Raw genomic sequence first — 24,427 nt, forward strand, 5'->3', positions numbered from 1 at the left:
ACCCAAACCAAAATTTGAGGGAAACACCGTGCTCAGCTTAACCATGCGCTTTAAGCAGCTCATTAAAACCGTATCGATCTCGCTATTTTTTGCTTTTGTTGTCGCCTCATCCAGTTATCTGCCTACTGTTTACGCACAACAATTGAGTCAGGATCAAATTGAGCAGTTTAAACAATTACCGCGAGCTCAACAGGAGGCGCTGGCGCGTCAGTACGGGGTGGATCTCGATACGGTATTGTCCAATGGCAGCAGCCGTCAGGGGCAACAAAAAACCAGCACCGGTGTAGAAACGTCGCGTCGTTCGTCCGCTGATAGCCCGGGTAACCCAAACCGACCCATGAACGAGTTGACCCCTGCGGAGCTGAGTGCGCGTCTGTCGGCAGAGAACGAAGAGTTACAGCCTTTTGGTTACGACGTGTTAAAAGGTAAACCCTCCACCTTTTCCCCCCTTAGCAACGCCCCGGTGCCGAACGACTACCTGATCGGCATCGGCGATACCCTGCGCGTACAACTGTACGGCAAAGAATCAGCCAGTTATACCTTGCCGGTAGACCGTGAGGGCTACATCAGCCTCACTGATCTTGGGCCGATTCAGGTGGCCGGACTGCGATACAGCGAAGTGCAGGAGCTGATAAAAGCTACCGTACAGGAGCGCATGATCGGTGTTCAGGCTGCGGTATCGATGGGCGACATTCGCTCGATGCAAGTGTTTGTGATTGGTGAAGCCGAGTTGCCGGGGGCTTATACGGTCAGCTCATTAACCACGGTAAGTCAGGCATTAGTGCAAGCCGGAGGTATCTCCGAGATAGGCTCGCTGCGTAACATTCAGGTAAAACGCAATGGCAAGCTGGTCACCGAGTTCGATCTTTACGACCTGTTGATGCGCGGTGATAACAGCAATGACGTAACCCTGCGCGCCGGCGATGTCGTGTTTATCCCGGCTCGCAAACCACTGGTGAGTGTCAGCGGGGCGGTGGTACGTCCGGCTAAGTACGAAGTGAGCGAAGGCGAAACGCTGGCCGATGTCATCGATTTTGCCGGTGGCCTTAAGGCCACCGCCTACGCCTCTTCAGCGCAACTACTGCGCTATCGCAATGGCCAGCGCAGCGTGCAGACCGTGGATTTACACTCGGAAGAACGCAGCCAGCCCATCCAGGGCGGCGATCACCTGAATATCGGAGCGATCGGCGATGACATTTCGGATGGCATCATGCTGGTGGGAGCGGCGGCACTACCGGGTTATTATCAATACTCTGATGGTATGACCATTAACGACGTACTGACGGATGTGAACACGAGCTTACTGCCAATCACGGATCATCATTACGGACTGATTGTGCGTAAAAAGCCGTCCACGCAAAAAGTAGAAGTTTTACAGTTCGACGTGGTGGATGCCATTAACGGCGCGACCGATGAAAACCTGGCTCTACAGCCACAGGATAAATTGGTGCTGTTCAGCCGCTACGAATCGGCGCAGGCAGAACGCAGCCAGTTAAAAACGTTGCTGCGGTCAGAAGACGAGCGAGCACGCGAAGAGCGTGAGAAGGTGATTGACGCGTATCGACAGCAGTTTTTTAGCCGTTTAGTGGGTAAAGACGTCTCGGTGGATCTGGACGACGACATCAGAAGCCTGGATATCAATCAGCTAGAAAGCGATGTACGTAGCTTTTTCGATAAGGCAGACAATAATGACCAACGCCCAGAATCCTATTACTCGCGTTATTCACGCCACCATTTGTTGCAACCCATCATCTACGAACTGCGTAACCAGTATTCCGAAACCGGCAGTTTATCGCTGTTTTATATTGATGGTGAAGTGCGCTATGCCGGCGTCTATCCGTTACCAAGTAATGGTTCTGTGGCAACGGCCATTGATGCGGCGGGTGGCTTAAGAGAATCAGCCTATCTGCAACGGGGTGAAATTACCCGCACCGTCATCAGTGCTGGTGAAGCGACGACCGACTACGTTAGGTTTAATCTGGGTGAAATATTATCCGGCGAAGAGGACGTTAAACTGTCGGGGCGCGATCAGATTAACATCTTAAAAATACCGTCCTGGCAAAACACCATCCAGGTAACCTTAGGCGGCGAAGTGCAATTCCCGGGCACTTATAACGTACGTCGCGGCGAGACTCTGCAGCAACTGGTAAAACGGGCAGGCGGGTTAACCGAATACGCGTTTGTGCGCGGAGCGGTGTTCACCAGAGCCGACTTACGCCGCACCGAACAACGTCAGATAGAAGCGTTAACGCAGCAACTGCGCCGAGAAATGGCTTCCAACATTTTGACCGATCAGAGCACTAATATTGCCTACTCTGATCTGCAACAGTTGCTGGACGATATGGCCAATATTGAAGCCGTGGGCCGACTGATCATCGACCTGGAAGACGTGTTAGCATCCAGCAGTGCCGCGACTGATGATATTCAGCTGAAAGACGGCGACGCACTTTATGTGCCGACGGTGAAAGACACGGTAAGCATTATCGGCGAAGTGCAATTGGCCAGCTCGTATCGGTACGATCCTAACCTTGGCTTGCAAGACTATCTGGAACGCGCCGGTGGTTTGCGGCAGAAGGGCGACGACGAGCGCATTTACGTGATAAGAGCCAATGGCTCAATCGAGGTGCCTAAATCCACCTGGTTCTCGGCCAACAACCTGGCGATACGCCCCGGCGATACCATTGTGGTGCCGCTCGACTCACAATACATGAGCAATATGGAACTGTGGAGCACCTCCACCCAGATTATCTATCAGGTCGGCGTAGCCCTCGCCGCGCTATCCAACCTATAACAAACACATAGCGTGCGCCCTAGGCACAAACCCATAACACACACGTAGCTTGCGCCTCCGGCGCAAGCCTGTAACAAACACGTAGCTTGCTCCTCTGGCGCAAGCCTGTAACAAATACGTAGCTTGCGCCTTTGGCGCAAGCCTGTAACAAATACGTAGCTTGCGCCTTTGGCGCAAGCCACTAAAGGCAAAAAAATCAAAACCATGGACCAAACACAACACCCTCAACCCGCAGACGACGAAATCGATCTACGCGAACTGTTCGGCATCATCTGGCAAGGCAAATGGTGGATCATCGCCATCACCTTCGTATTTGCCGTCGGCTCAGTCATTTACGCACTAAGCCTGCCGAACATCTACAAAGCCGAAGCCACCCTCGCCCCCACAGAAGAAGCCAGTGGCGGAGGCCTGGCCAGCATGGCCGGACAACTTGGCGGCCTAGCCAGCTTAGCCGGCGTTAACCTCGGTAAATCCGGAACCGACAAAACCACCATGGCCATCGAAGTACTCAAATCCCGTGCCTTCTTGACCGAATTCGTAAAAAAATACGACATATTACCCGAACTGATGGCGGTAAAAGAGTGGTCACCAAACCAAGGCTTGGTATACGACCAAGATCTCTATAATCCCGATATCAAGGAATGGGTGCGAGAAGTAGCCCCCCCCAAACAACCGAAACCAACAAGCTGGGAATACGTCGACGTTTTTCGGAAAGAAATTCTGGCAGTCGATAAAGATCAGGAAACCGGGCTCGTGAGGATATCGGTAAATCACCAATCTCCCGAGTTAGCCCAACAATGGGTAGAATGGCTGGTAACCGAGGTGAACAACCACATGCGCCAACGGGATATTGAAGAAGCACGCCGCAGTTTGGAATACTTGAATAACGAATTGCAAGACACTTCCCTCAGCAATATGCAGCAAGTGTTCTATCAGTTGATAGAAAAACAAACACAAACCATTATGCTGGCAAATGTGCGACCTGAGTATATTTTTCAAACACTTGATCCCGCCGTTGTACCAGAACAAAAAGCCAAACCATCGCGGGCACTAATATGCATTATTGGTGCCTTTTTAGGCGGTGTTTTAAGCATCGGCTTTGTATTAGTAAGAAACCTATTTCGTTCGTAGCTCGTGCCTCGGCACGAGAACAATGTATTCGTAGCTCGTGCCTCGGCACGAGATAAACGTAAATAAAAAAGCTAACAATCTATGAAAATTCTAGTAACCGGTGGTGCCGGATTTATCGGCTCGGCTGTTATTCGGCATATCATCAATGATACTAATCATACGGTCGTCAACGTTGATAAATTGACCTATGCAGGCAATTTAGAAAGCCTGGCATCAGTCAGCGATAGTAACCGTTATGCATTCGAACACGTCGATATTTGCGACGCTAATGAAGTAAAACGAGTATTCGAGCAGCGTCAACCAGATGTTGTCATGCACTTAGCGGCAGAGTCTCACGTGGATCGCTCCATTGACGGCCCCGGTGAGTTCATGCAAACCAACATTATTGGCACTTATACGCTGCTAGAACAGACAAGAGCCTACTGGCAAAACCTGCCGGAGAATCAAAAGGCGACCTTTAAGTTTCATCATATATCGACCGATGAAGTGTATGGTGATTTACCGCATCCTGATACACACGAAGGTGAGCTACCGCTATTCACAGAAACCACGGCCTACAAGCCCAGCTCACCGTACAGCGCTTCAAAAGCCAGCAGTGATCATTTAGTTAGGGCGTGGCACCGCACCTATGATTTGCCAACGGTTATCACCAATTGCTCCAATAATTACGGCCCTTATCACTTCCCTGAAAAGCTCATCCCTTTAATGATTTTAAATGCCTTAGAAGGCAAGCCGTTACCGGTTTATGGCAAAGGCAACCAAATACGCGATTGGCTGTATGTGGAAGACCATGCTCGCGCATTAGTAAAAGTGGCCACAGAAGGCAAAGTGGGCGAAACTTACAACATTGGTGGGCATAACGAAAAGCAAAACATTGAAGTGGTCACCACCATTTGCGACATACTCGATGAGTTAGTACCCATTAACAGCTCGTATAAAGACTTAATAACGTACGTTGAAGACCGCCCCGGCCATGACATGCGCTACGCCATTGACTCAACAAAAATTAAAAACGATTTAGTCTGGGTGCCTGAAGAAACCTTTGAGTCGGGTATTCGTAAAACCGTGCAATGGTATTTAGAGAATCAAGAGTGGTGTCAGCGAGTGCAGGATGGAAGCTACCAACGAGAGCGATTAGGAAGCGCACAGTCAGGAGAAGTAAAATGAAAGGAATAGTGTTAGCGGGGGGATCAGGGACGCGTCTATACCCAATAACAAAAGGTGTGTCGAAACAACTATTACCCATTTACGACAAACCAATGATTTACTATCCGCTGTCAGTATTAATGCTGGCGGGTATTCGTGAAATCCTCATTATTTCCACACCAGAAGACTTACCAAACTTCGAAAAGCTTTTAGGTGATGGCTCTCAGTTTGGTATAGAGCTTAGCTATAAAGAGCAACCAAGCCCTGATGGTTTAGCACAAGCTTTTATTATCGGAGAGGAGTTTATCGGTGATGATAGTGTGTGCTTGGTGCTTGGTGATAACATTTTTTATGGACAGGGCTTCAGCCCTAAACTTCAGCATTCAGCAAAACAAACATCGGGTGCAACAGTTTTTGGATACCAAGTAAAAGATCCTGAGCGTTTTGGTGTCGTTGAGTTTGACGAGAATAAACGAGCTGTTTCAATTGAAGAGAAGCCTGATAACCCGAAATCTAATTATGCGGTGACTGGGCTTTATTTTTATGACAATGAAGTGGTAAAAATAGCGAAAGAAGTTAAACCTTCAGCTAGAGGGGAGCTCGAAATTACCAGTATAAATGAAGCATACCTTGAGCGAGGGGAGTTAAATGTTGAACTGTTAGGCCGGGGTTTTGCTTGGCTTGATACTGGCACCCATGAAAGCTTGCTGGAAGCAGCTCAGTTTGTAGAAACTATTGAAAAGCGGCAGGGGTACAAAATTGCCTGTTTGGAAGAGATAGGCTACTTACAAAACTGGCTGAGCTGGGAGCAAGTGCAAAAGGCTGGGCTTGATCTGCGGAAGAACGGTTATGGTCAATACTTACTAAGCCTTAAACCAAAGACGTCGTCAAAATGATACCTGTAACTAAACCTTACTTACCCAGTCGTGAAAAATTCGATAAATACGTTGACGGTATTTACGAACGAGAATGGCTAACGAACAATGGTCCATTGGTTCAAGAACTGACTAAACGACTAGAAGAATATCTGGGCGTAGAGAATTTATTGCTCGTTTCTAATGGTACATTGGCATTGCAAATCGCTTATCGAGCTTTGAATATCCCAGAGACAGTCTGCGGTAAGCCGGCCGAGGCAATTACTACGCCATTTACCTTTGTAGCTACATCCAGTTCACTGAAGTGGGAAGGTATCGAGCCAGTTTTTGCAGATATTGATCCTGATACTTGGTGTTTAGATCCTAACAAGATTGAGCCTGCAATTACAGAGCAAACTAAAGCAATAGTTCCAGTGCATGTATTTGGGAATGCTTGTGACGTGGAAGCTATCGAGGAAATTGGTAATAAACACAACCTAAAAATTATTTACGATGCAGCGCATGCCTTTGGGGTTAATTATAAAGGTGAGAGTTTATTGAAATGGGGTGACGCTGCTACGCTTAGCTTTCATGCGACTAAGGTTTTTCATACCATTGAAGGTGGTGCTATTGTTTTTAAGCGCAAAGAAGATTTAGACAAAGCAAAAAAATTAATTAGTTTTGGTATTACAGGATCAGAAACAATAGACGAACTTGGTATTAACGCCAAGATGAACGAATTCCAAGCAGCCGTTGGTTTAGCAATATTAGACGATATAAATAATGTAATAAAAAAAAGGAAAGACATAAAAGAATACTATAACGATAAGTTGCTTGATACTTGTGTATTACAAAAAATGCATCCTTTCATAACGAGTAATGGAGCCTATGTTCCAGTTATTCTAAATAGCGAATCGGAGTTAATGGACTTACTGTCCTATCTTAAAGTTAATGGTGTTACAGCACGTCGTTATTTTTCGCCTTCTTTGGATTCACTAGTTTTTATTAATAATATTACTATTAATAAAATTTCTCGAGATATATCCAAGAGAATTATGTGTCTTCCTATCTATGAATCCCTAGATTATGAGATTGTTGATTTAATAATAAGAATCATAAAAAACAAAAATGGTAGTTAGCTATGGCTTTTTTAACTCAATCAGAATTAAATGAAATTGGTTTTAAAAGTTTAGGTTCAAAAGTATTAATTTCAGATAAAGCATCTATTTATAATCCAGCAAATATTTCAGTTGGTTCAAATGTAAGAATAGACGATTTTTGTGTCATCTCGGCAGGTGTGGAAGGAATAAATATTGGTAGCAATATTCACATCGCGGTGTTTACTTCGATAATCGGTGCAGGCAAGGTAACTCTCTCAGACTTTTGCAATATATCTTCTCGTGTAAGTATTTATAGCAGTAATGATGATTACTCGGGCCAATCGATGACAAACCCAACTATTCCAAATGAATACAAAAACGTGCGCGTTGCACCCGTTTATGTTGGCCGTCACTCAATTATCGGTTCAGGAAGTGTCATTCTTCCTGGTGTAACTTTGGGTGATGGAGTTGCAATTGGTGCGCTAAGTCTTGTAAACAAAAACTGTGAAGATTTCAAAGTCTATTCTGGTGTTCCTGCGAAATACTTAAAAGAAAGAAAAAAAAATTTGTTGAAATTAGAAAGGACTTTTTTGAGTAAATCATGAGAATTCTACATTTGGCAACTGATGATAAGTTTATAGATCATGCAAGTTTATTGTTTGAGGAAGCCTTCCCTGGATCAAATGATATATACGTTTTTTCAAGATCGAGAAGCCTTAAATATGTAAAGCTTGCTGTCGATAAGATAATTAAGCCAAATAGAATATTGAAAAATCCAACTCTCAACGCTCATGACTATGCTGAGTATGATGTTGTAATTTTTCATTCATTAAGCGAATTGTTTTTCTCCGAGATTTTTTCAGTTCCAGAAGAGATTCCAACAATATGGCTAGGATGGGGTTATGATTATTATAATCTAATCACCTCGCCGGAATCGTTGCTTTTAGCAGAAACCCAAAAAGTCACAGAGAATGCCAGAATAAAAAGCTATGTCTCATTCATAGCAAGTAAAGTTAGAACTATACTTGAGAAACTTAAAGTAAATAAAACCAAAATCGATGCGATTGAAAAAATTACCTTATTCTCACCAGTACTTCCTCAAGAATATGATTTAGTTCGTAGCTCAAGAAAATGGAAGAATTTTCCAGAATATTTGCAATGGAATTATGGCACAATAGAAGATAACTTTATAAGAGGTTATGAAAATACCGAGGTTGATTCAAATTCAATTTTAGTTGGAAATAGTGCTTCTTCAACAAGTAATCATTTAGAAATCTTTAACTTGCTTAGAAATCTAAACGTCTCTGACCGATATATTGTATTGCCTTTGAGTTACGGTAATAAAGGCTATGGTAGTAGAATAAAAAAAATGGGCTACGATTTATTCGGAAGAAACTTTGTACCTTTAATAGATTTTATGGCGATTGATGATTACGTACAAGCTATCAAAAAATGTGGTTTTGTTATAATGAACCATAAAAGACAACAGGCTGTTGGAAATATCGTGATAATGCTCTATTTCGGGGCTCGCATCTTCCTTAGAGAAGAAAATCCAACTTATACTTTTTTAAATGAAATCGGGGTAGTGCTGTCCTCTGTTCAAGAACTTGAGAGTGAACCATCTTTAATCGATACTCCTTTGTCCTCGGAGGAAAAAAAGAATAATCGACAACTAGTTGTCGACTACTGGTGTCGTGAAAAGGGGATTGAAAGAACTAAGAATATAGTGAAAAGAGCTTTATTCTTAAGTCGACAGAATCATAATCTGGCAAAAACTCGGGCGTAGATATTTAAATTGACACCAAGAAAAATCGTTAGTTTTGCAATAGGTCCTGTCAGCGGGGCCCTCTTCGGGCTTATAACCCTACCTTTAGTCACTTGGTTTTTTGCCCAAGAGGATGTCGGACGTCTGTCGATGCTTCAAGTGACTCTAAGCTTTAGCGTACTTTTATTCAGTCTAGGACTTGATCAGGCGTATGTGAGGGAGTTCCACGAGCGAAAGGATAAACCAGCACTGCTTAAGCATGCTGCCTTACCAGGATTTTCATTGCTTACATTTACTATTGCGGTTTTATTATATTTCGGGGGGTTAATTTCAGACTTATTGTTTGAAGTTCCTGCGACCCACCTGAGCTTGCTGGTTACACTTGCTTTATTAGCCAATTTTACGTCGCGTTTTTTATCGTTAGTTTTGCGCATGAACGAACGTGGACTGGCGTACTCGATGAGTCAGCTTTTACCAAAGTTATTACTCGTTATTCTGATTGGCTTATACGTATTGTTGGATGTTAAAAAAAGTCTAACGAACTTGGTTGTCGCAATGACGGCTTCTGTTGTAGCGGTTACAATGGTGTTTGCTTGGAATACACGAGCAGAATGGCTAAAAGCAATACACTCGTCTTTTAATTGTATCGAAGTTAAGTCGATGCTTAGATTTGGACTTCCTTTAATATTTGGTGGGCTTGCTTTTTGGGGGTTAACTGCTTTAGATAAAGTGTTTCTTCGTACACTTTCAAGTTTTGAAGAGTTAGCTGTTTATTCTGTTTCAGTTAGTTTTGCTGCCGCCGCCACTATATTTCAAAGTGTTTTTTCCACCGTCTGGGCGCCGACGGTATACAAATGGGCAAGTTCAGGGCAAGGTCTTGAGAATGTTGAAAAAACAACTAGGTTTGTTCTTGCTATTGTTGTGCTCGTATTTTGCTTCGCAGGACTCTTTTCTTGGATTGTGACTTACTTTCTGCCGCCAGAGTATGATGCAGTGCAATGGATTGTAGTTTCATGTTTAGGTTATCCCCTACTTTATACACTTTCTGAAACCACGGTAGTCGGTATAGGTATTTCAAGGCGCAGCTCCTTTGCAATGCTAGCAGCACTATTGGCGTTTTGTGTAAATATTATTGGGAATTTATTACTCATACCCGAATTTGGTGCTGAGGGTGCAGCTGTTAGCACATGCATATCTTTCTTAGTATTTTTCGTGTTACGCACAGAGTTCTCAATTCATCTTTGGCGAAAAATGCCTAGGACTATAGTTTACGCATATACCTCTATTATTGTTCTGCTAGCCTCTATTTTTACATTATATGGTAATGAATTGGCAGAGATTATGATAATAGGTTGGATCATTGTAATTCTAGCTAGTTGTATCAGTTTCAAACGCGAGTATATAGCAACTTTCAAATTTGTTCGCGGCAGAACCAAGTTGAATCTAGATGGTACTAATAGCTGAAACACCAGTTTTAACCTGTTGCAATCGCAGAGATGAGTTTCCATTACTTCAGCCTTGTTGTTAGTTGCCAATTTGACTATTAATAAATAGCGGGCGGTATAGGTTGATTTATGCCACGTTACTCCGAAGAGCGTAAAGCAGCAACACTTAAAAAATTATTACCACCACAGAGTCGCTCTGTAAACTCTGTTGCTAATGAGGATGGCGCCAGCCAGCACACCTCGTATCTTTGGTTAAAACAGTGTCGTGAGCAAGGAATTGCAGTGCCTGGATATCAGATTAAGATTGATAACTATTCAGTTGAAGAGTAATTAACCATCGTTATCGACACGATTTGCTTGTTAGAAGCCGAACTATCGATCTATTGTCTGGAAACGGATAATTTATCGAGAAGGAAAATAGTAGCGTACGGTTTGCCTGAAGGGCTTCGGGCGCACCGCTGAAAGTGAGCGCCAGGTCAAGCAAGAGCGTAAAAAACGGCCAAAAAAAATCAAGAAGCTTAAAGCCAAGGTTCGTTGTTAAGCGAGCCTATAAGCCTATCCGATGACCTTAACGAGCGACTAATGACGGCGCATAGCCCTACTGGGAAGCTCACGTTCGTTATTTAAATAAACCAAAGCACGTTAAAACGCTGGGCTAATCCGGAGCCGGATAAACGCCCTACACCAGCGCTATTTAAACAGCTCCGGCAGCTGAGCGAAGACGAAGAGCAGCGTATTCTGACGGTCTGTTACTTACCGCGGTATGCGGATTGACCTGCCTTAAAAAATCGCACCGTTACTGGCCGATAAAGGCGTCTTCTGGCATCTGTACTTAATATTTGATATTTACAGCCACAAAATTTTCGGCTGCGAAGTCCATGGAAAAGTATTCGGTGAACTGGCAGAACAATTGGTTGAGCGAACTCTGTTCCGTGAGGGCTGCTGACATAATCCGCCGGTACTGCATCTCTAGATGACGGAGCGCCGATGATCTAGTTTACATGGAAATTAAAGTTAACCTGTCCGCTTATTGCTATGTGGCACAACTTGGCGTGCGTGAGTAACGATAATTCGTATACAGAATCGTTGTTCCGGACCGTAAAGTACTACCAAAATGGCCGCGCAAAGGGTTTAACTCACTTATGTACGTAAGGCAGTGGATAATGGAACTCGTTAACGTTTACAACGAGCATAATCTGCACAGCGGTACTAACCTCGTGACACTGGGTATATCTGAACCGTTACAAAGATAACGCCATATTAGCCAACCACGCCTCATTATATGAGCAGTAAATACGCAGCCGCGCGGGCCGCTGATAAGTCAGCTCCAGAGACTGGACTCTCGTTGGTCGCGTTGCGCTGAATTCCTCCAATATCAAGGAAAATAAGCATAATACCGCTTTTCTTTAAAACAGGTTTTTATGGAAAACTCGGTTGAAAAACATCAAAGCAAAACGATGCATTGTTATTGCCGCTGATAGAAGAGTCGTAAGATTATTGCGCAGCGCTTACTTAGAAAGAAATTTTAAAACCAGCTTTGTAGTCGATAAATAAAACTCGTAAATTCAGTTTTTTTTCGATGAATCCGGTTTGATAATTGCTTCGGGTGCCTTATCAATTTTCTTTCCTAAACTAAGGAGATGAAGTGAATAAAGAAATTGTTTATCTAAATGATGTGGTTTTCTCTCAAAACTCAGGAGAGCTGACACACGCAGTTGGTTTTTTAAAATCTTTAGCAAGAAAAGATTATAATATAATGTTTTATACAATTAAAAAAAACAAAACAAAACTAGCAAGCTTGGAAAAATATAAAAATATCAAGATTAAATATACCCCGTTTGTTTTTAATGTTGTTTTGTCACGTGTTTTATATAATGTAATCTGTCTTTTCATTTATAATTTTAGCATGTGTAAATTTTATATAAGACTTACAAACTATAGTCCGGTTCTTCTACTTAAAGTGTTGATTATAAGAAAAAAATGTTTTGTTGAGGTTAATGGTGTGTCAGAAATTGAAAGCAAGGCTGGCTATTCATTATTGCTGAATAAAATAATTTCAAAAATCAATTTTTTTATGTGTCGTCAAGTAAAAAGCGTTATTAGTGTTTCATCAGGAATAACAGAATATTTAAAAGATGTTTATAGTCTGGATAGGGTTTTAACAATCAATAATGGCACAGAACTTGTGAAAAAGGACCTAAGCGTCCGTAAAGACAATGACGATTGGAAAAATATTGTTTTTATAGGTAATTTCGCAAAATGGCAAAACTTTCAATACTTAATTGACTGTGTGTACAGCCATAGAAGCTTCCTTCTGAAGAAAAAGATTAGGTTTAAACTCTACGGAACCGGTAAGAGCTTTAATTTTTTGGAAAAAGAAATTAATTTAAAAATGCTCAGTGATTTGATTTTTCTAGAGGGTAAAATACAAAGGAATAAAATTCCGGAGGTATTAAATATCGCTAATGCTGGGTTGCTCATAGATACTAGATTCTATAAAGAAAAACCCCTCTTTTCACCTCTAAAAATGTATGAGTATAACTCGTTCGATTTACCAACCTTTTTTGTTTCTCCTTACTCATACCCTAAACTGCAAGATAAGGGTTTTTATATACTTAATTTGGATGATTTCAAAGATATATCTTTATTTCTGAATAATGAATTTAACCTAGAAAGTTACCGAAGAACTTGGGACGATGTGGTTAATGAATTTATCTGGCTAAATGAAAACTTCTGATGTTTACCCTTATTTCCTTTTCAACCGTCTTATTCGCAATTATAATAAAAAGGAATGTCTGGTTTTATATTGCTTTATTTGGGTTTTCATTAGTTGTGCTTTCATTTGCTCTTGATGGGGTATGGGAGGGGGCAATATGGCGCAGTATGTATGTGTACGACAGTGTGGAAATGTCTTTAAAACTGGTTTTTTACTGGTTTGTGTATTTTATGGCTTTTATTGTTTTTTTTCTGAATCTATCTAATAAGAAACAACCAAATTTTTTTTACACGCTCAGTGAGACACAGGTTGGCTATGCCGTATACATAACTTCATTCATAGCTATTGGTGCAGCTTTTTATAATCTCTCACAAGCGCCTTCTATAAGTATATATCTGACAAACTTAAGAGAGTGGGAAGCAGGTTTTGGGAAGAATGTAATAACAAATTATCTGTATTTTCTGCACTTGTCGGCACTCACCTTTTTCGCTTTAATTCTTGGATATAGAAAATATAATCTACTCGACATTTTTATTATACTTCTTTTGTTTTTAACTACGCTTTTTCATGGGATCAAGTTTACAATTATACATGCTTTTATATATTTTATTGTTGCTCGCTTTGTTGTTAAATCTGAGAAGCTTGAAAAGCCTGAAGTTATAATTGGATTAGCCCTTGTTGCGTTGTTAATTGGATTTTTTACTTTTGGTAGAGGAGGGGGGGTAGGCGGCTTTGTTGATTATATTTTAAGCGCGTCAGTTAACTCATTCTACGTAATAAATAGATCGGAATTTTATGATATTTCTTCTCTTTCAGTATTTAACCCACTCTCAATTTTAAATATTGATAGGGCTTACCAACGGCTTATAGAAAATACGCTTGAAAGCACTTCAGACGGTGGCTTTATTTTAAACCCAAAATATAATTTAGAGCACGCGATATCAAAAGTAGGATTTGCATTTGGGTTTGGAACTCTGGTTTACGCATTCATATTTGCACGTATTATTAACTGGTTTAGAAGCCTAACGGTAAAGTCGACTTTTTCAATATTTTTATTTTTAATTACAGTTGATTCGGTTTTCTTCCTTTATACAGGGTTCGAATTTTATAAAACAAAACTTTGGTTTGTAATGTGTTATTCTATATTTATTGTTTCTTTTATACGGTTAATTAAAAATAAGAATATAAAACATCCTGGACTTTAACCGTTAAAATATAAAGGCTACTAGAGTTGTCCAAGAGTAAAGGTCAATTTTATAATCAGAAAATTAAAGGTTGAAGCCGTAATGCAGATGTCTGATTGCGTTGTTCTTTTTTTTGAAATTGCTGTTCGTGCTGTAAGCTTGTCAATTAACCTTAATGCTGGTGGTTTAAGCTCTTAAATATATTAAACACTATCAATCCTTCTAGAAAATAGCTACGTGTAGAAAAACTTTAATCTCAGCTAAAACGTGTTAAAAACTAACTGAATATATTATTGTATATAAGCTAAAATAGAATTTGTAGACCGTTAAAATGAGATAGATTTTAGCTGTGACCTAAAAAAACATTTACTTTCTTCTGCGCGTATCTAATATTGAAATAGATATATGATGCTTTATAGGTTTGGGTAAAGATGTCTTTAAACTACCTTTCGATATAAGAAGCAAGACTTTTTACTCAGTAAGACTCTGCAGTAGCCTATGTTGGCACTTACGGCAGTTCAAGAGTCGACAAGGTTTTCTTAATGTAGCCTAAGAAATTCAGCGCTCGTCTCTTTGCTTAGAATATTTGGTTCAATAAACCCAGCACTTAAACTGGTTATCAAGCCTGACACATAAATGAGGTGCGTATAGCTGCGTTTCTGAAAATGTTTTAGAGCGTCAGTTTAATCCTGTAATGCCAAATGATTTGTGGGTAGGCAACATGAGCACTGTCTGTAAGAATGAAGTTTTTTGTTTATGCAGCAACCATTAATAAATTGCTCTCCGGAAGTGCGGAGGCTGGTCAATGAATGGAAATATGGGTAGTATCTGTCGCTCATGCGAACTTGCAGTCTAATGCCGTCGATGGGGCGATGGACGAGCAGTCACGATAACACCCTTGCTGAGAGGCTTTTTGTCTCCTTTAATAAGCAGATTATCCGAAAGAAGAGTTACTCTAACTTGAATTGTGTTAAGGCTGAAATCTTTAGTTTTATTGAGATTTTTACAAAACTAAGCAGCGTCGTTCTTACGTGAGCGGTGTTTTTCCTAGCGATTTTCAAAATCTAAATACTGTCTAGTGAGCGATGGCTGGGAAGTCCAGTTCTATAATATTTTATGGTTTTAACTTTTGCTGTGTACTTTTAAAGTCTTGAGAATAATATGGCTACACAAAAATCTCTAACAAATTCAAAAATGAGAGGTTTATCGCAAAGAAAAATAGATTGCTCTTTGGAATTATTTGAAACTCCTTCTTAGTTTACTGGTAGTCTTTTTCGACTATTGGTTGTTGATATTCACTCTTAGTTGAGTAGATCTTCGAGATATACTTTGTTTCTGATATTAAAGAGGGTCTACTTTACATTGTATTGCTCTATTTTTAAGATTTAGCATTGTCTTTTAACTACATAAGTTAACATTTACATATATACTGGGGCGATTTGTGAAATCGGTTATTATAGTTCAAAATATTTTGTCTACTGTATTGACATTTAGAAAGGTTTATATTTCCAGGCTTTTATCAGAAGGTTATACTGTCGTTGTTTTAGCTCCTTGCGATAATAAAGAATCAAGAAGAAGATTGGTGGCCATGGGGTGCATAGTTCCAGAGTTGCCTTTGATAAAAAATATTTTTCTTCGTTCTTTGTTGTTAAATATTGCTCTAATAAAATTTAGGATTAAGAACTTTAAGAATCGCCATTGCATTTTTGTTTGCCACTTTATATCTACCTATCTCCTTACTTATTTATCTACTTTATTTTTAGGTAAGAGATTGGTTCTGTATGTTGAGGGGCTCGGTAGTTTATTTGCAACGTCTAAAGTTAGGCAGTGGTGTTTGAGGAGGCTTGTTAGTCTTAGGTCTAATAATGTTTTAACTTGTAATAATTATGAAGCTAAAATAATCGGTGTTTCTAAAGAAAATATAACAGGTGGAGTTGGGATTGAGCTAGATAAATTTGCTTCCAGTACCGCTTTTAGTAAAAGAGAAATACTCAGAATCGGATATGTAGGCCGCCTGGTTGCTGATAAAGGGGTGTTCGACGCGGTTACGTTCTTTAGATATATAATTAATAACTATCACTCAGAAGCAGAGTTGCATTTTATTGGCGATGTCTATCCAAAGAACCCTAGCTCATTGTCCCAAAAAGATATAAAAGAAATAAAGGAAGAATTTCAGGATAAAGTTTTTTTTCACGGTTACGTGGACAATCCTGAAGAGCATTATAATAATATTGACATACTTGTGCTTTTTTCTAAATGTGAGGGCTTTCCAGTTTGCGTAATGGAGGCGGCAGCTTGTAGTGTACCAAGTGTTGTTTACGACGTTCCTGGTTGTAGGGATGCTGTTATCAATAATATTACAGGTATAATTGTTAATAAAGGTGAAGTCAAAGATGCCGCCAGAAAATTTATGGACTATTGGAATAATGAAAGCAGATTCTTAAAAATGAAAGGCGCATGCTTTAACCTTTCAAAAGAGAATTTTGATGCTAATGTTAAGGCAAAGCAGCTTGTCGATTATTTAGAGAAATGCTTGAAGCTAAATGCTGATTGTTGGATTTTATAAGAATCTAATTTACATTACAAAAGTAATCATAATAATATCTTTTTTGCGGATATGAATACGATTATATCTTTCGGTTGAACATGTTTTAGCTATTTAGATTCTACTCTAATAAACTAAATTGTATAAAGAGGTTAGTTAGTGAATCAATCCACGACACTTGTAATAATATTTTTGATTGCATTGCTAACGTCAGCTTTTCTTAGTCGCGCGTTGATTCCAATTGCCCATCGTTACCGGTTACTCGACATACCCTGTAGCCGCAAGCAACACAATGGGAGTATTCCTCTTGTCGGTGGTATTTCTATCTTTATTACCACGGCAGTCATGTTACTCGGTTTTATCAGCACAGAGGAGGGCGCTAGGCTGTTTGTTGTGGCCAGTGCACTCATGGTCTTTATTGGTGTGTTGGATGATAAGCATGACTTGAGTGTGCGGCTCAGAATCGTTGCACAATTACTGGTTGCGTTAATTATTGTCTTTGGTGCAGAAACCTACATTACCAATTTAGGCAACCTGGTTGGTTTGGGTGATATCAAACTGGGCGTATGGGGTATACCTTTTACCTTGTTGGCTATCATGGCCGCCATGAACGCTTATAACATGGTTGACGGTATCGATGGTTTGCTCGGCGGATTATCATTTATTAGTTTTGCGGCCATAGCTTTCCTTGGTTATGCTCACGGTAACGACTTTGTTCACACCACCAGCATGGTTATCGCTGCCGCATTGATTCCGTTTATCGCACGTAATACCAGTTTCCCCTTTAAGAATGTTCGCAAAGTGTTTATGGGCGATGCCGGTTCCATGTTTATTGGTCTTGCCATCGTCTGGCTACTGACACTGCTAACCCAACCCTCGTTACAAACCAATGAATCTACTCCGGTAAGACCCGTCATCGTATTGTGGTTTATCGCCGTACCGTTAATGGACATGCTCGCTATCATGTTCCGCCGTACAGCCAAAGGACAGTCTCCCTTCAAACCTGACCGTAACCATCTACACCACATTTTTATGCGGGCAGGTCTCACCTCTCGTGAAGCTTTACTTTTCATTTTAAGTATTGCGCTGATAAAAGCATTACTTGGTATTGCGCTTGAGCTGTTTTACGTGGCCGACTGGATTGTACTGGGTTTATACGTATCGGTCTTTGTGTTTTATTGTTATCTGATAAAACATGCCTGGAAAGTGGTCACTTGGGTAAAACGGCGGTCAAAGCCTGAAACGAAAGTAAAGGATTAGTTGCAGTGAATCATAACGTACTCGTCACCGGCGGAGCCGGCTACATCGGTTCGCACACCCTTGTCCAATTACTCGATGCAGACTACTCGGTTGTTGTTTTGGATAATTTTTCAAACAGCTCCAAAGAAAGTCTTAACCGTGTCGAGAAAATCACCGGTAAACGGATTACCCTTGTGGAAGGTGATATTTGCGACAAAACCTGTTTGCAGGAGCTGTTTAGCCAACACTCGATAGGCTCAGTGATTCATTTTGCCGGCCTAAAGGCCGTTGGTGAGAGCGTAGAGCAACCTTTGCGTTACTATCAAAATAACGTCAGCGGTACCCTCGCGTTGTGCGAAGTAATGGAAAACTTTGGCGTTAAGAACATCGTGTTTTCATCATCAGCGACCGTATACGGTGACCCTGAGACCGTGCCCATTAATGAGCAATCACCGGTAGGCAACACCACCAACCCGTACGGCACATCAAAGTACATGGTTGAGCGAATTCTTAGAGATCTTTGTGCTGCCGACTCCGGCTGGTCAGCTGTGGTATTACGCTATTTTAACCCCGTTGGCGCACATAAATCCGGGCTCATCGGCGAAGATCCAAACGGTATTCCGAATAACCTGTTGCCCTACGTGTCGCAAGTGTCTATAGGACGGCTTGAACAGCTCAGTGTCTACGGCAACGATTACCCAACCAGCGACGGCACCGGTGTACGTGATTATATTCACGTCGTTGATCTGGCCCGCGGTCACCTCGACGCATTAACGCTGATGGAGCAGAGCGCTCCGGTTGGCTTTGATGCGATTAACCTCGGTACCGGGCAAGGTTACTCCGTACTTGACGTCATATCCGCGTTCGAACAACAAAGTGGTAGATCAGTACCATACCAGGTTGTTGAGCGTCGACCCGGCGACATCGCTGTTTGCTATGCCGATCCGGATTATGCACACAAACGACTGGGCTGGAAAGCCGAACTCGGATTAGATGATATGATGCGAGATTCGTGGAACTGGCAATTAAATAACCCCAATGGCTACAACGTAGACTGACTTGAGCCTAAGGCACAAGCTACTGGTATCAATCATGATGAATAGATACAAAAAGGACTTTCCCCATGCCGCTGATTTCTAGTAACACCCTGCATTTGGACACCAGTTACCAGTACCAGAGTACAGAAGCTTTGTTTGATGAGTACTTTGGCGATGAAGGCGGTACGACAAAACAAAGTTTAAGCGAGGCGATTAATCTGCTCATGCGCGGTGAGTACGTTAATGTGTCCGAGCAGCGTAATGTCACGCATCCGCAAACGCGATCTTATCATGCTGTGGTAACGGCTAACCGCCGTGACACCCGTTTTGCCGACACAGTGCGTAAACTGCGCTCGGGTAACTGGTTTGGCGCTACCGGCAAGCCGATAACCGCTGTTGTTAATATCGGTGTGGGTGGCTCCGATCTTGGCCCCAACATGGCCTCGTTCGCGCTAAAAGAATTTGCTGATGACCATCAGAGCCATAGCTTAAACGTACATTTTGTCTCGTCCATGGACGGTGGTCAGTTGTACGCGGTACTGCCAATCATCGACCCGGAAACCACCGTTTTCATTATTGCGTCTAAGTCGTTTTCCACCATCGATACACTGGCTAATGTTAATACCGTCCGTGAATGGATAAAACCGCAACTTAATCAAGAGCAGTGGTTGCAACACCATGTGATCGGGGTGTCGTCCAACGCCAAAAAAATGGGCGATTACGGCATACCCGAGGCACATCAGTTTACCTTTGGTGAAGGGGTTGGCGGGCGTTACTCGTTATGGTCTGCGATCGGGTTAAGCATCGCGCTCAGCTGCGGTCTACACACTTTCGAGCGGATGCTGGAAGGCGCCAAAGCCATGGACGATCATTTTGCCAGCGCCCCGGCAAGCAAGAACCTTCCACTGGCATTGGCACTGCACGGGATTCATAACCGCGAACAGCGCGGCATCAACAACCTGGCGATACTGCCATACGATGGTCGCCTGCGCATGTTGCCTAACTATCTGCAACAGCTCGACATGGAAAGTAACGGCAAACAGGCCAGCGCCGATAATCATGCCATTGATTACCCAACCGGGCCTATCATCTGGGGTGGGTTTGGGCCGAACGGACAGCACGCATTCTTCCAGCACCTGCATCAGGGCTACGATGACTTTGCCGCTGACTTTGTGCTGGTGCTTAAACGCAACGCGCCTACCTTTAACAGTGCCGTTGCCGCTAAGCTGGCCGAACAGCAACAACTGTCGGTGGCGAACTGTTTAGCCCATCGCCGGTTAATGTGGTTTGGTGCCAAAAACACCGAATCACCCCGCGATCATTACCCCGGCGGACATCCGTCCAACCTGTTAATGATGGACGAGCTTACCCCGGAAAGCTTTGGCGAATTGATCGCCGCCTATGAACATAAAGTGTTTGTACAGGGCGTCTACTGGAAGTTAAACTCGTTCGATCAACCCGGTGTGGAAAAAGGCAAAAAAATAGCGCTCGACGTGATGGGTAGCCTAAACGGTGATGCCGATACCGCGTTTGATGAATCAACCGATGCGATTATTCGTCGTTACAGAAATATGTGATCTGTCGGTCGTGCCTATGGCACTCTGAACATTATACTTGCGCCACAGGCGCAAGCTATGGACAGAATGATGATAATACTTGCGCCAGAGGCGCAAGCTACGGACAGAATGTTGATTATACTTGCGCCAGAGGCGCAAGCTACGCTTTCGAAAGGATGAGGTAATTACGTGAGAATTGCAGTAGCTGGAACAGGTTATGTCGGGTTATCCAATGCGGTGTTACTGGCGCAACACAATGAGGTAACGGCGGTTGATTTAAACCTAGAAAAAGTGACCGCGGTTAACGAGCGCCGCTCACCGATCGTGGATGATTACATCCAGGACTACCTAACCAATAAACCACTGCAGCTAACCGCAACCAGCGACGGCGACAGCGCATACCGCGATGCCGAGTATGTTATTATTGCCACCCCGACCGATTACGATCCGGTTACCAATTACTTTAATACCCGCAGTGTCGAAGCAGTTATTGAGCAGGTACTTAAGGTCAACCCGGATGCGGTGATGATCATCAAATCGACCATACCGGTGGGGTATACTAAACAGCTTCGGCAAAAATACGGCAGTAACAACATCATCTTCTCGCCAGAGTTTCTGCGCGAGGGCAAAGCGCTGTACGACAACTTGTACCCGTCACGGATCATCGTCGGTGAACGTTCGGAGCGAGCAGAAACCTTTGCCAAGTTGTTACTGCAAGGGGCCTTGGTAGACAACGTACAAACGCTGTTTGTCGATTCGACCGAAGCTGAAGCGATTAAGCTGTTTGCGAACACTTATCTCGCCATGCGCGTGGCCTACTTTAATGAACTGGATTCCTATGCCGAAACCCACGGCCTAAACACCAAACAGATCATTGATGGTGTATGCCTGGACCCACGTATCGGCGACCATTATAACAACCCGTCGTTTGGGTACGGGGGCTACTGCCTGCCAAAAGACACCAAACAACTGCTGGCCAACTACGAAGACGTGCCACAAACGCTGATCCAGGCGATCGTCGATGCCAACCGTACCCGTAAAGACTTTGTTGCGGGTAAAATTGTTGAGCGCAACCCCAAACGCGTTGGCATTTACCGCCTGGTGATGAAGCAAGGCTCGGATAACTTCCGTGCCTCGGCAATACAAGGCATTATGAAACGCATCAAAGCCAAAGGCATCGACGTAATTGTGTACGAACCGGCGCTGAAAGAACCGCATTTTTACAACTCCCAAGTGTATACCGACTTTGACGCCTTTAAACGTGACGCGTGCGTAATTGTTTCTAACCGCATGGCACCGGAGCTGGAAGACGTCAGCGACAAGGTTTACACGCGGGACTTGTTTGGCAGTGATTAGTCGTTCGTGCCTATGGCACTCTGAACATTACGCTTGCGCCAGAGGTGTAAGATACAGAAAAGGGGTTCAATGCTCACTGATAAAAAGCTAACGCACCTAAAAGCACTGGAATACGAAGCCATTCATATTCTGCGTGAGGTCGTGGCTGAGTTTGATAACCCGGTGATGCTGTACTCGGTGGGCAAGGACTCGTCGGTGTTATTGCACTTGGCGCGCAAGGCGTTTTACCCCGGGAAGATTCCGTTTCCGTTGCTGCACGTTAACACCACCTGGAAGTTTCGCGAAATGATCACTTTTCGTGATCGCATGGCGGAGCAACATGGCTTTGAACTTATCGAGCACATCAACCCCGAGGGTCTGGAAAAAGGCATCGGTCCGTTCACGCACGGCAGTGCGTTGCACACCGATGTAATGAAAACCCAGGCATTAAAACAAGCGCTCAATAAATACCAGTTCGATGCCGCTTTTGGCGGGGCCCGCCGCGACGAAGAAAAATCGCGGGCTAAAGAACGGATGTATTCGTTCCGCGACAAAAACCACCGCTGGGACCCGAAAAATCAACGACCTGAACTGTGGAATATTTTTAACGGCAACGTACACAAAGGTGAGAGTATTCGGGTGTTCCCGCTGTCTAACTGGACCGAGCTGGATATCTGGCAGTACATCTATTTAGAACACATCGATATTCCTCAACTGTACCTCGCCAAAGAACGGCCGGTGGTTGAACGTGACGGTACCCTTATCATGGTTGACGATGATCGTATGCCGTTGGAACCGGGCGAAACCCCGCAGATGAAACGGGTGCGCTTTCGCACCTTAGGTTGTTATCCACTGACCGGCGCGATTGAGTCCAACGCCACCAGCCTACCCGAAATCATTCAGGAAATGTTGCTGACCAAAACCTCGGAACGTCAGGGCCGTGTCATCGACCACGACAGTTCCGGCTCCATGGAAAAGAAAAAAATGGAGGGGTACTTTTAGTACCGGGCATGTGAATGAGTCACACTTCTGCGCTGATCGATAACGACATTCTTTCCTACCTCCGGCAGCACGAACGTAAGGAATTGCTGCGCTTTATCACCTGCGGCAGTGTTGACGACGGCAAAAGCACGTTGATTGGCCGATTACTGCACGACAGTAAGATGATCTTTGAAGATCAGTTAGCGGCCATTACGGCGGACAGTAAAAAAGTCGGCACCACGGGTGATCAGGTCGACCTTGCGCTGTTGGTTGATGGCTTACAGTCCGAGCGCGAGCAGGGCATTACCATCGACGTTGCCTACCGTTATTTCTCTACCGATAAACGCAAGTTCATCATTGCCGATACCCCTGGTCATGAGCAATACACCCGTAATATGGCCACCGGCGCGTCAACCTGTGATGCAGCCGTTATTCTGCTAGACGCCAGTAAAGGCGTGCAAACCCAAACCCGCCGCCACAGTTTTATCTGTTCATTGCTGGGAATAAAAAACATCATCGTTGCCGTTAACAAGATGGATTTGGTGGATTATTCCCAACGCGTGTACAAACGCATTCAAGCCGATTATCTGGATATGGCCGGTGCACTGAATATCCCCAACATACGCTTTGTGCCGGTGTGTGCGCTGAACGGCGATAATGTCGTTAACCGTTCGGAAAACCTCAGTTGGTTCCGTGGCTCGACATTGATGCAATACCTCGAAACTATGGACGTGCAACGCGCGGTCAGCCACTCGGAATTTCGTTTTCCGGTGCAGTACGTTAACCGCCCTGACTCGACGTTCCGTGGCTTTGCCGGAACCATTGCGTCGGGCGCGATTGCCGTGGGCGATACCATACGAGTATTACCGTCCGGTAAGATATCCACGGTTAAGTCGATCGTCAGTTTTGACGGCGAACACGCCTCTGCCCAGGCACCGGCTGCGGTTACGTTGACACTGAACGATGAAATCGACGTCAGCCGTGGCGACATGATCGTAAAAAAAGACGCGTTGCCGAATGTGTCGACACGTTTTCGCGCCAAACTGGTGTGGATGAACGATGACCCCCTACAAACCCACCGCGAATACTACCTAAAATTTAACAGCAAGCTAACCACCGGAGAGGTGGAAGACATTCAGCACCGCATTGACGTTAATACCTTTGCCGAGCACAAAGCCGGTGAACTGGGGTTAAATGAGATCGGTGAGGTGGATGTCCGGGTGACCGAAAAGGTGATGTTTGATGATTATCAGAGCAACCCGAAAACGGGCGCCTTTATTGTCATCGACCGTTTTACCAACATGACGGTAGCCGCTGGTATGATTGAGCAGGCCTTGTCCGACTCGGACGAAAGCCGTGGCGACAAACACCAGTACAGCGAGTTCGAACTGGAGCTGAACGCTCTCATCCGCAAGCACTTCCCGCATTGGGAAGCCAAAGACCTGCTGAAGTAGCTCGCGCATTTTGCGCAAGTTACGGTGTGTGGTTAAAACAGTGAACCGCAGAGGGCGCGGAGGGCCCAGAGAAAAGACATTTAAATGGAAAGCCCAAAACAAAAGGGGGTCCACTTTTAGACGCTTTCCCTGCGCCTCCCGCCAGTTT

Annotated in this window: 18 protein-coding genes; all 18 read left to right on the plus strand. The window is 43.6% G+C overall.

The genetic code is table 11. The features are described from left to right. The first annotated feature begins 28 nt into the window (after nucleotides 1–28). The 18 genes from C5610_RS02475 to cysN all read left to right on the plus strand — a co-directional run bounded on the left by C5610_RS02475 (nucleotide 29) and on the right by cysN (nucleotide 24,279). Complete coding sequence (locus C5610_RS02475) at nucleotides 29–2,791, plus strand: SLBB domain-containing protein (RefSeq protein ID WP_262339977.1); 2,763 nt, start codon at nucleotides 29–31, stop codon at nucleotides 2,789–2,791. Between the two features lie 204 nt (nucleotides 2,792–2,995). After that, a complete protein-coding gene (locus C5610_RS02480) occupies nucleotides 2,996–3,922 on the plus strand; it encodes a Wzz/FepE/Etk N-terminal domain-containing protein (RefSeq protein WP_105307679.1) in 927 nt (308 codons plus the stop codon). An 81-nt stretch (nucleotides 3,923–4,003) separates the two neighbouring features. Then, on the plus strand, nucleotides 4,004–5,089 hold the full coding sequence (rfbB, locus tag C5610_RS02485; protein ID WP_105305740.1) for a dTDP-glucose 4,6-dehydratase: 1,086 nt from the start codon (nucleotides 4,004–4,006) through the stop codon (nucleotides 5,087–5,089). Continuing rightward, complete coding sequence (gene rfbA, locus C5610_RS02490) at nucleotides 5,086–5,964, plus strand: glucose-1-phosphate thymidylyltransferase RfbA (RefSeq protein WP_105305741.1); 879 nt, start codon at nucleotides 5,086–5,088, stop codon at nucleotides 5,962–5,964. The genes rfbB and rfbA overlap by 4 nt, the downstream gene beginning before the upstream one ends. Next, a complete protein-coding gene (locus C5610_RS02495) occupies nucleotides 5,961–7,061 on the plus strand; it encodes a DegT/DnrJ/EryC1/StrS family aminotransferase (RefSeq protein ID WP_105305742.1) in 1,101 nt (366 codons plus the stop codon). The genes rfbA and C5610_RS02495 overlap by 4 nt, the downstream gene beginning before the upstream one ends. Before the next feature lie 2 nt (nucleotides 7,062–7,063). Beyond that, nucleotides 7,064–7,627 (plus strand): acyltransferase, encoded by a 564-nt coding sequence (locus C5610_RS02500; RefSeq protein ID WP_105305743.1) that lies wholly within the window; start codon nucleotides 7,064–7,066, stop codon nucleotides 7,625–7,627. Between the two features lie 11 nt (nucleotides 7,628–7,638). Then, nucleotides 7,639–8,808, plus strand: coding sequence for a TDP-N-acetylfucosamine:lipid II N-acetylfucosaminyltransferase (locus C5610_RS02505; protein ID WP_262339978.1), 1,170 nt, complete (start codon nucleotides 7,639–7,641; stop codon nucleotides 8,806–8,808). A gap of 9 nt (nucleotides 8,809–8,817) precedes the next feature. Then, complete coding sequence (locus tag C5610_RS02510; RefSeq protein WP_105305745.1) at nucleotides 8,818–10,251, plus strand: lipopolysaccharide biosynthesis protein; 1,434 nt, start codon at nucleotides 8,818–8,820, stop codon at nucleotides 10,249–10,251. A 110-nt stretch (nucleotides 10,252–10,361) separates the two neighbouring features. Further along, nucleotides 10,362–10,562: a hypothetical protein gene (locus C5610_RS02515; RefSeq protein WP_105305746.1), complete on the plus strand. Its 201-nt coding sequence runs from the start codon at nucleotides 10,362–10,364 to the stop codon at nucleotides 10,560–10,562. Nucleotides 10,563–11,877: 1,315 nt separating this feature from the next. Next, entirely contained in the window at nucleotides 11,878–12,969 is a 1,092-nt protein-coding gene (locus tag C5610_RS02520) for a hypothetical protein (protein WP_105305747.1), read from the plus strand. Continuing rightward, entirely contained in the window at nucleotides 12,969–14,153 is a 1,185-nt protein-coding gene (locus C5610_RS02525; RefSeq protein WP_105305748.1) for a hypothetical protein, read from the plus strand. The genes C5610_RS02520 and C5610_RS02525 overlap by 1 nt, the downstream gene beginning before the upstream one ends. A gap of 1,420 nt (nucleotides 14,154–15,573) precedes the next feature. Next, nucleotides 15,574–16,698, plus strand: a complete 1,125-nt coding sequence (locus tag C5610_RS02530) for a glycosyltransferase (RefSeq protein ID WP_158682641.1) — start codon at nucleotides 15,574–15,576, stop codon at nucleotides 16,696–16,698. Nucleotides 16,699–16,836: 138 nt separating this feature from the next. Then, complete coding sequence (wecA, locus tag C5610_RS02535; RefSeq protein ID WP_105305750.1) at nucleotides 16,837–17,937, plus strand: UDP-N-acetylglucosamine--undecaprenyl-phosphate N-acetylglucosaminephosphotransferase; 1,101 nt, start codon at nucleotides 16,837–16,839, stop codon at nucleotides 17,935–17,937. A 5-nt stretch (nucleotides 17,938–17,942) separates the two neighbouring features. Further along, nucleotides 17,943–18,974, plus strand: a complete 1,032-nt coding sequence (galE, locus tag C5610_RS02540) for a UDP-glucose 4-epimerase GalE (protein ID WP_105305751.1) — start codon at nucleotides 17,943–17,945, stop codon at nucleotides 18,972–18,974. Between the two features lie 65 nt (nucleotides 18,975–19,039). Beyond that, nucleotides 19,040–20,530 carry a glucose-6-phosphate isomerase gene (pgi, locus tag C5610_RS02545; RefSeq protein WP_105305752.1) on the plus strand — a complete coding sequence of 497 codons (1,491 nt, stop codon included), beginning with the start codon at nucleotides 19,040–19,042 and terminating at the stop codon, nucleotides 20,528–20,530. Nucleotides 20,531–20,698: 168 nt separating this feature from the next. Beyond that, complete coding sequence (locus C5610_RS02550) at nucleotides 20,699–21,865, plus strand: nucleotide sugar dehydrogenase (RefSeq protein WP_105305753.1); 1,167 nt, start codon at nucleotides 20,699–20,701, stop codon at nucleotides 21,863–21,865. Between the two features lie 69 nt (nucleotides 21,866–21,934). Continuing rightward, nucleotides 21,935–22,846, plus strand: coding sequence for a sulfate adenylyltransferase subunit CysD (gene cysD, locus C5610_RS02555; RefSeq protein WP_105305754.1), 912 nt, complete (start codon nucleotides 21,935–21,937; stop codon nucleotides 22,844–22,846). A 14-nt stretch (nucleotides 22,847–22,860) separates the two neighbouring features. Next, entirely contained in the window at nucleotides 22,861–24,279 is a 1,419-nt protein-coding gene (cysN, locus tag C5610_RS02560) for a sulfate adenylyltransferase subunit CysN (protein WP_105305755.1), read from the plus strand. The last annotated feature ends 148 nt before the right edge of the window (nucleotides 24,280–24,427 follow it).

Origin of the sequence: Idiomarina sp. OT37-5b, assembly GCF_002968395.1 — a bacterium.
GTDB lineage: Bacteria > Pseudomonadota > Gammaproteobacteria > Enterobacterales > Alteromonadaceae > Idiomarina > Idiomarina aquatica.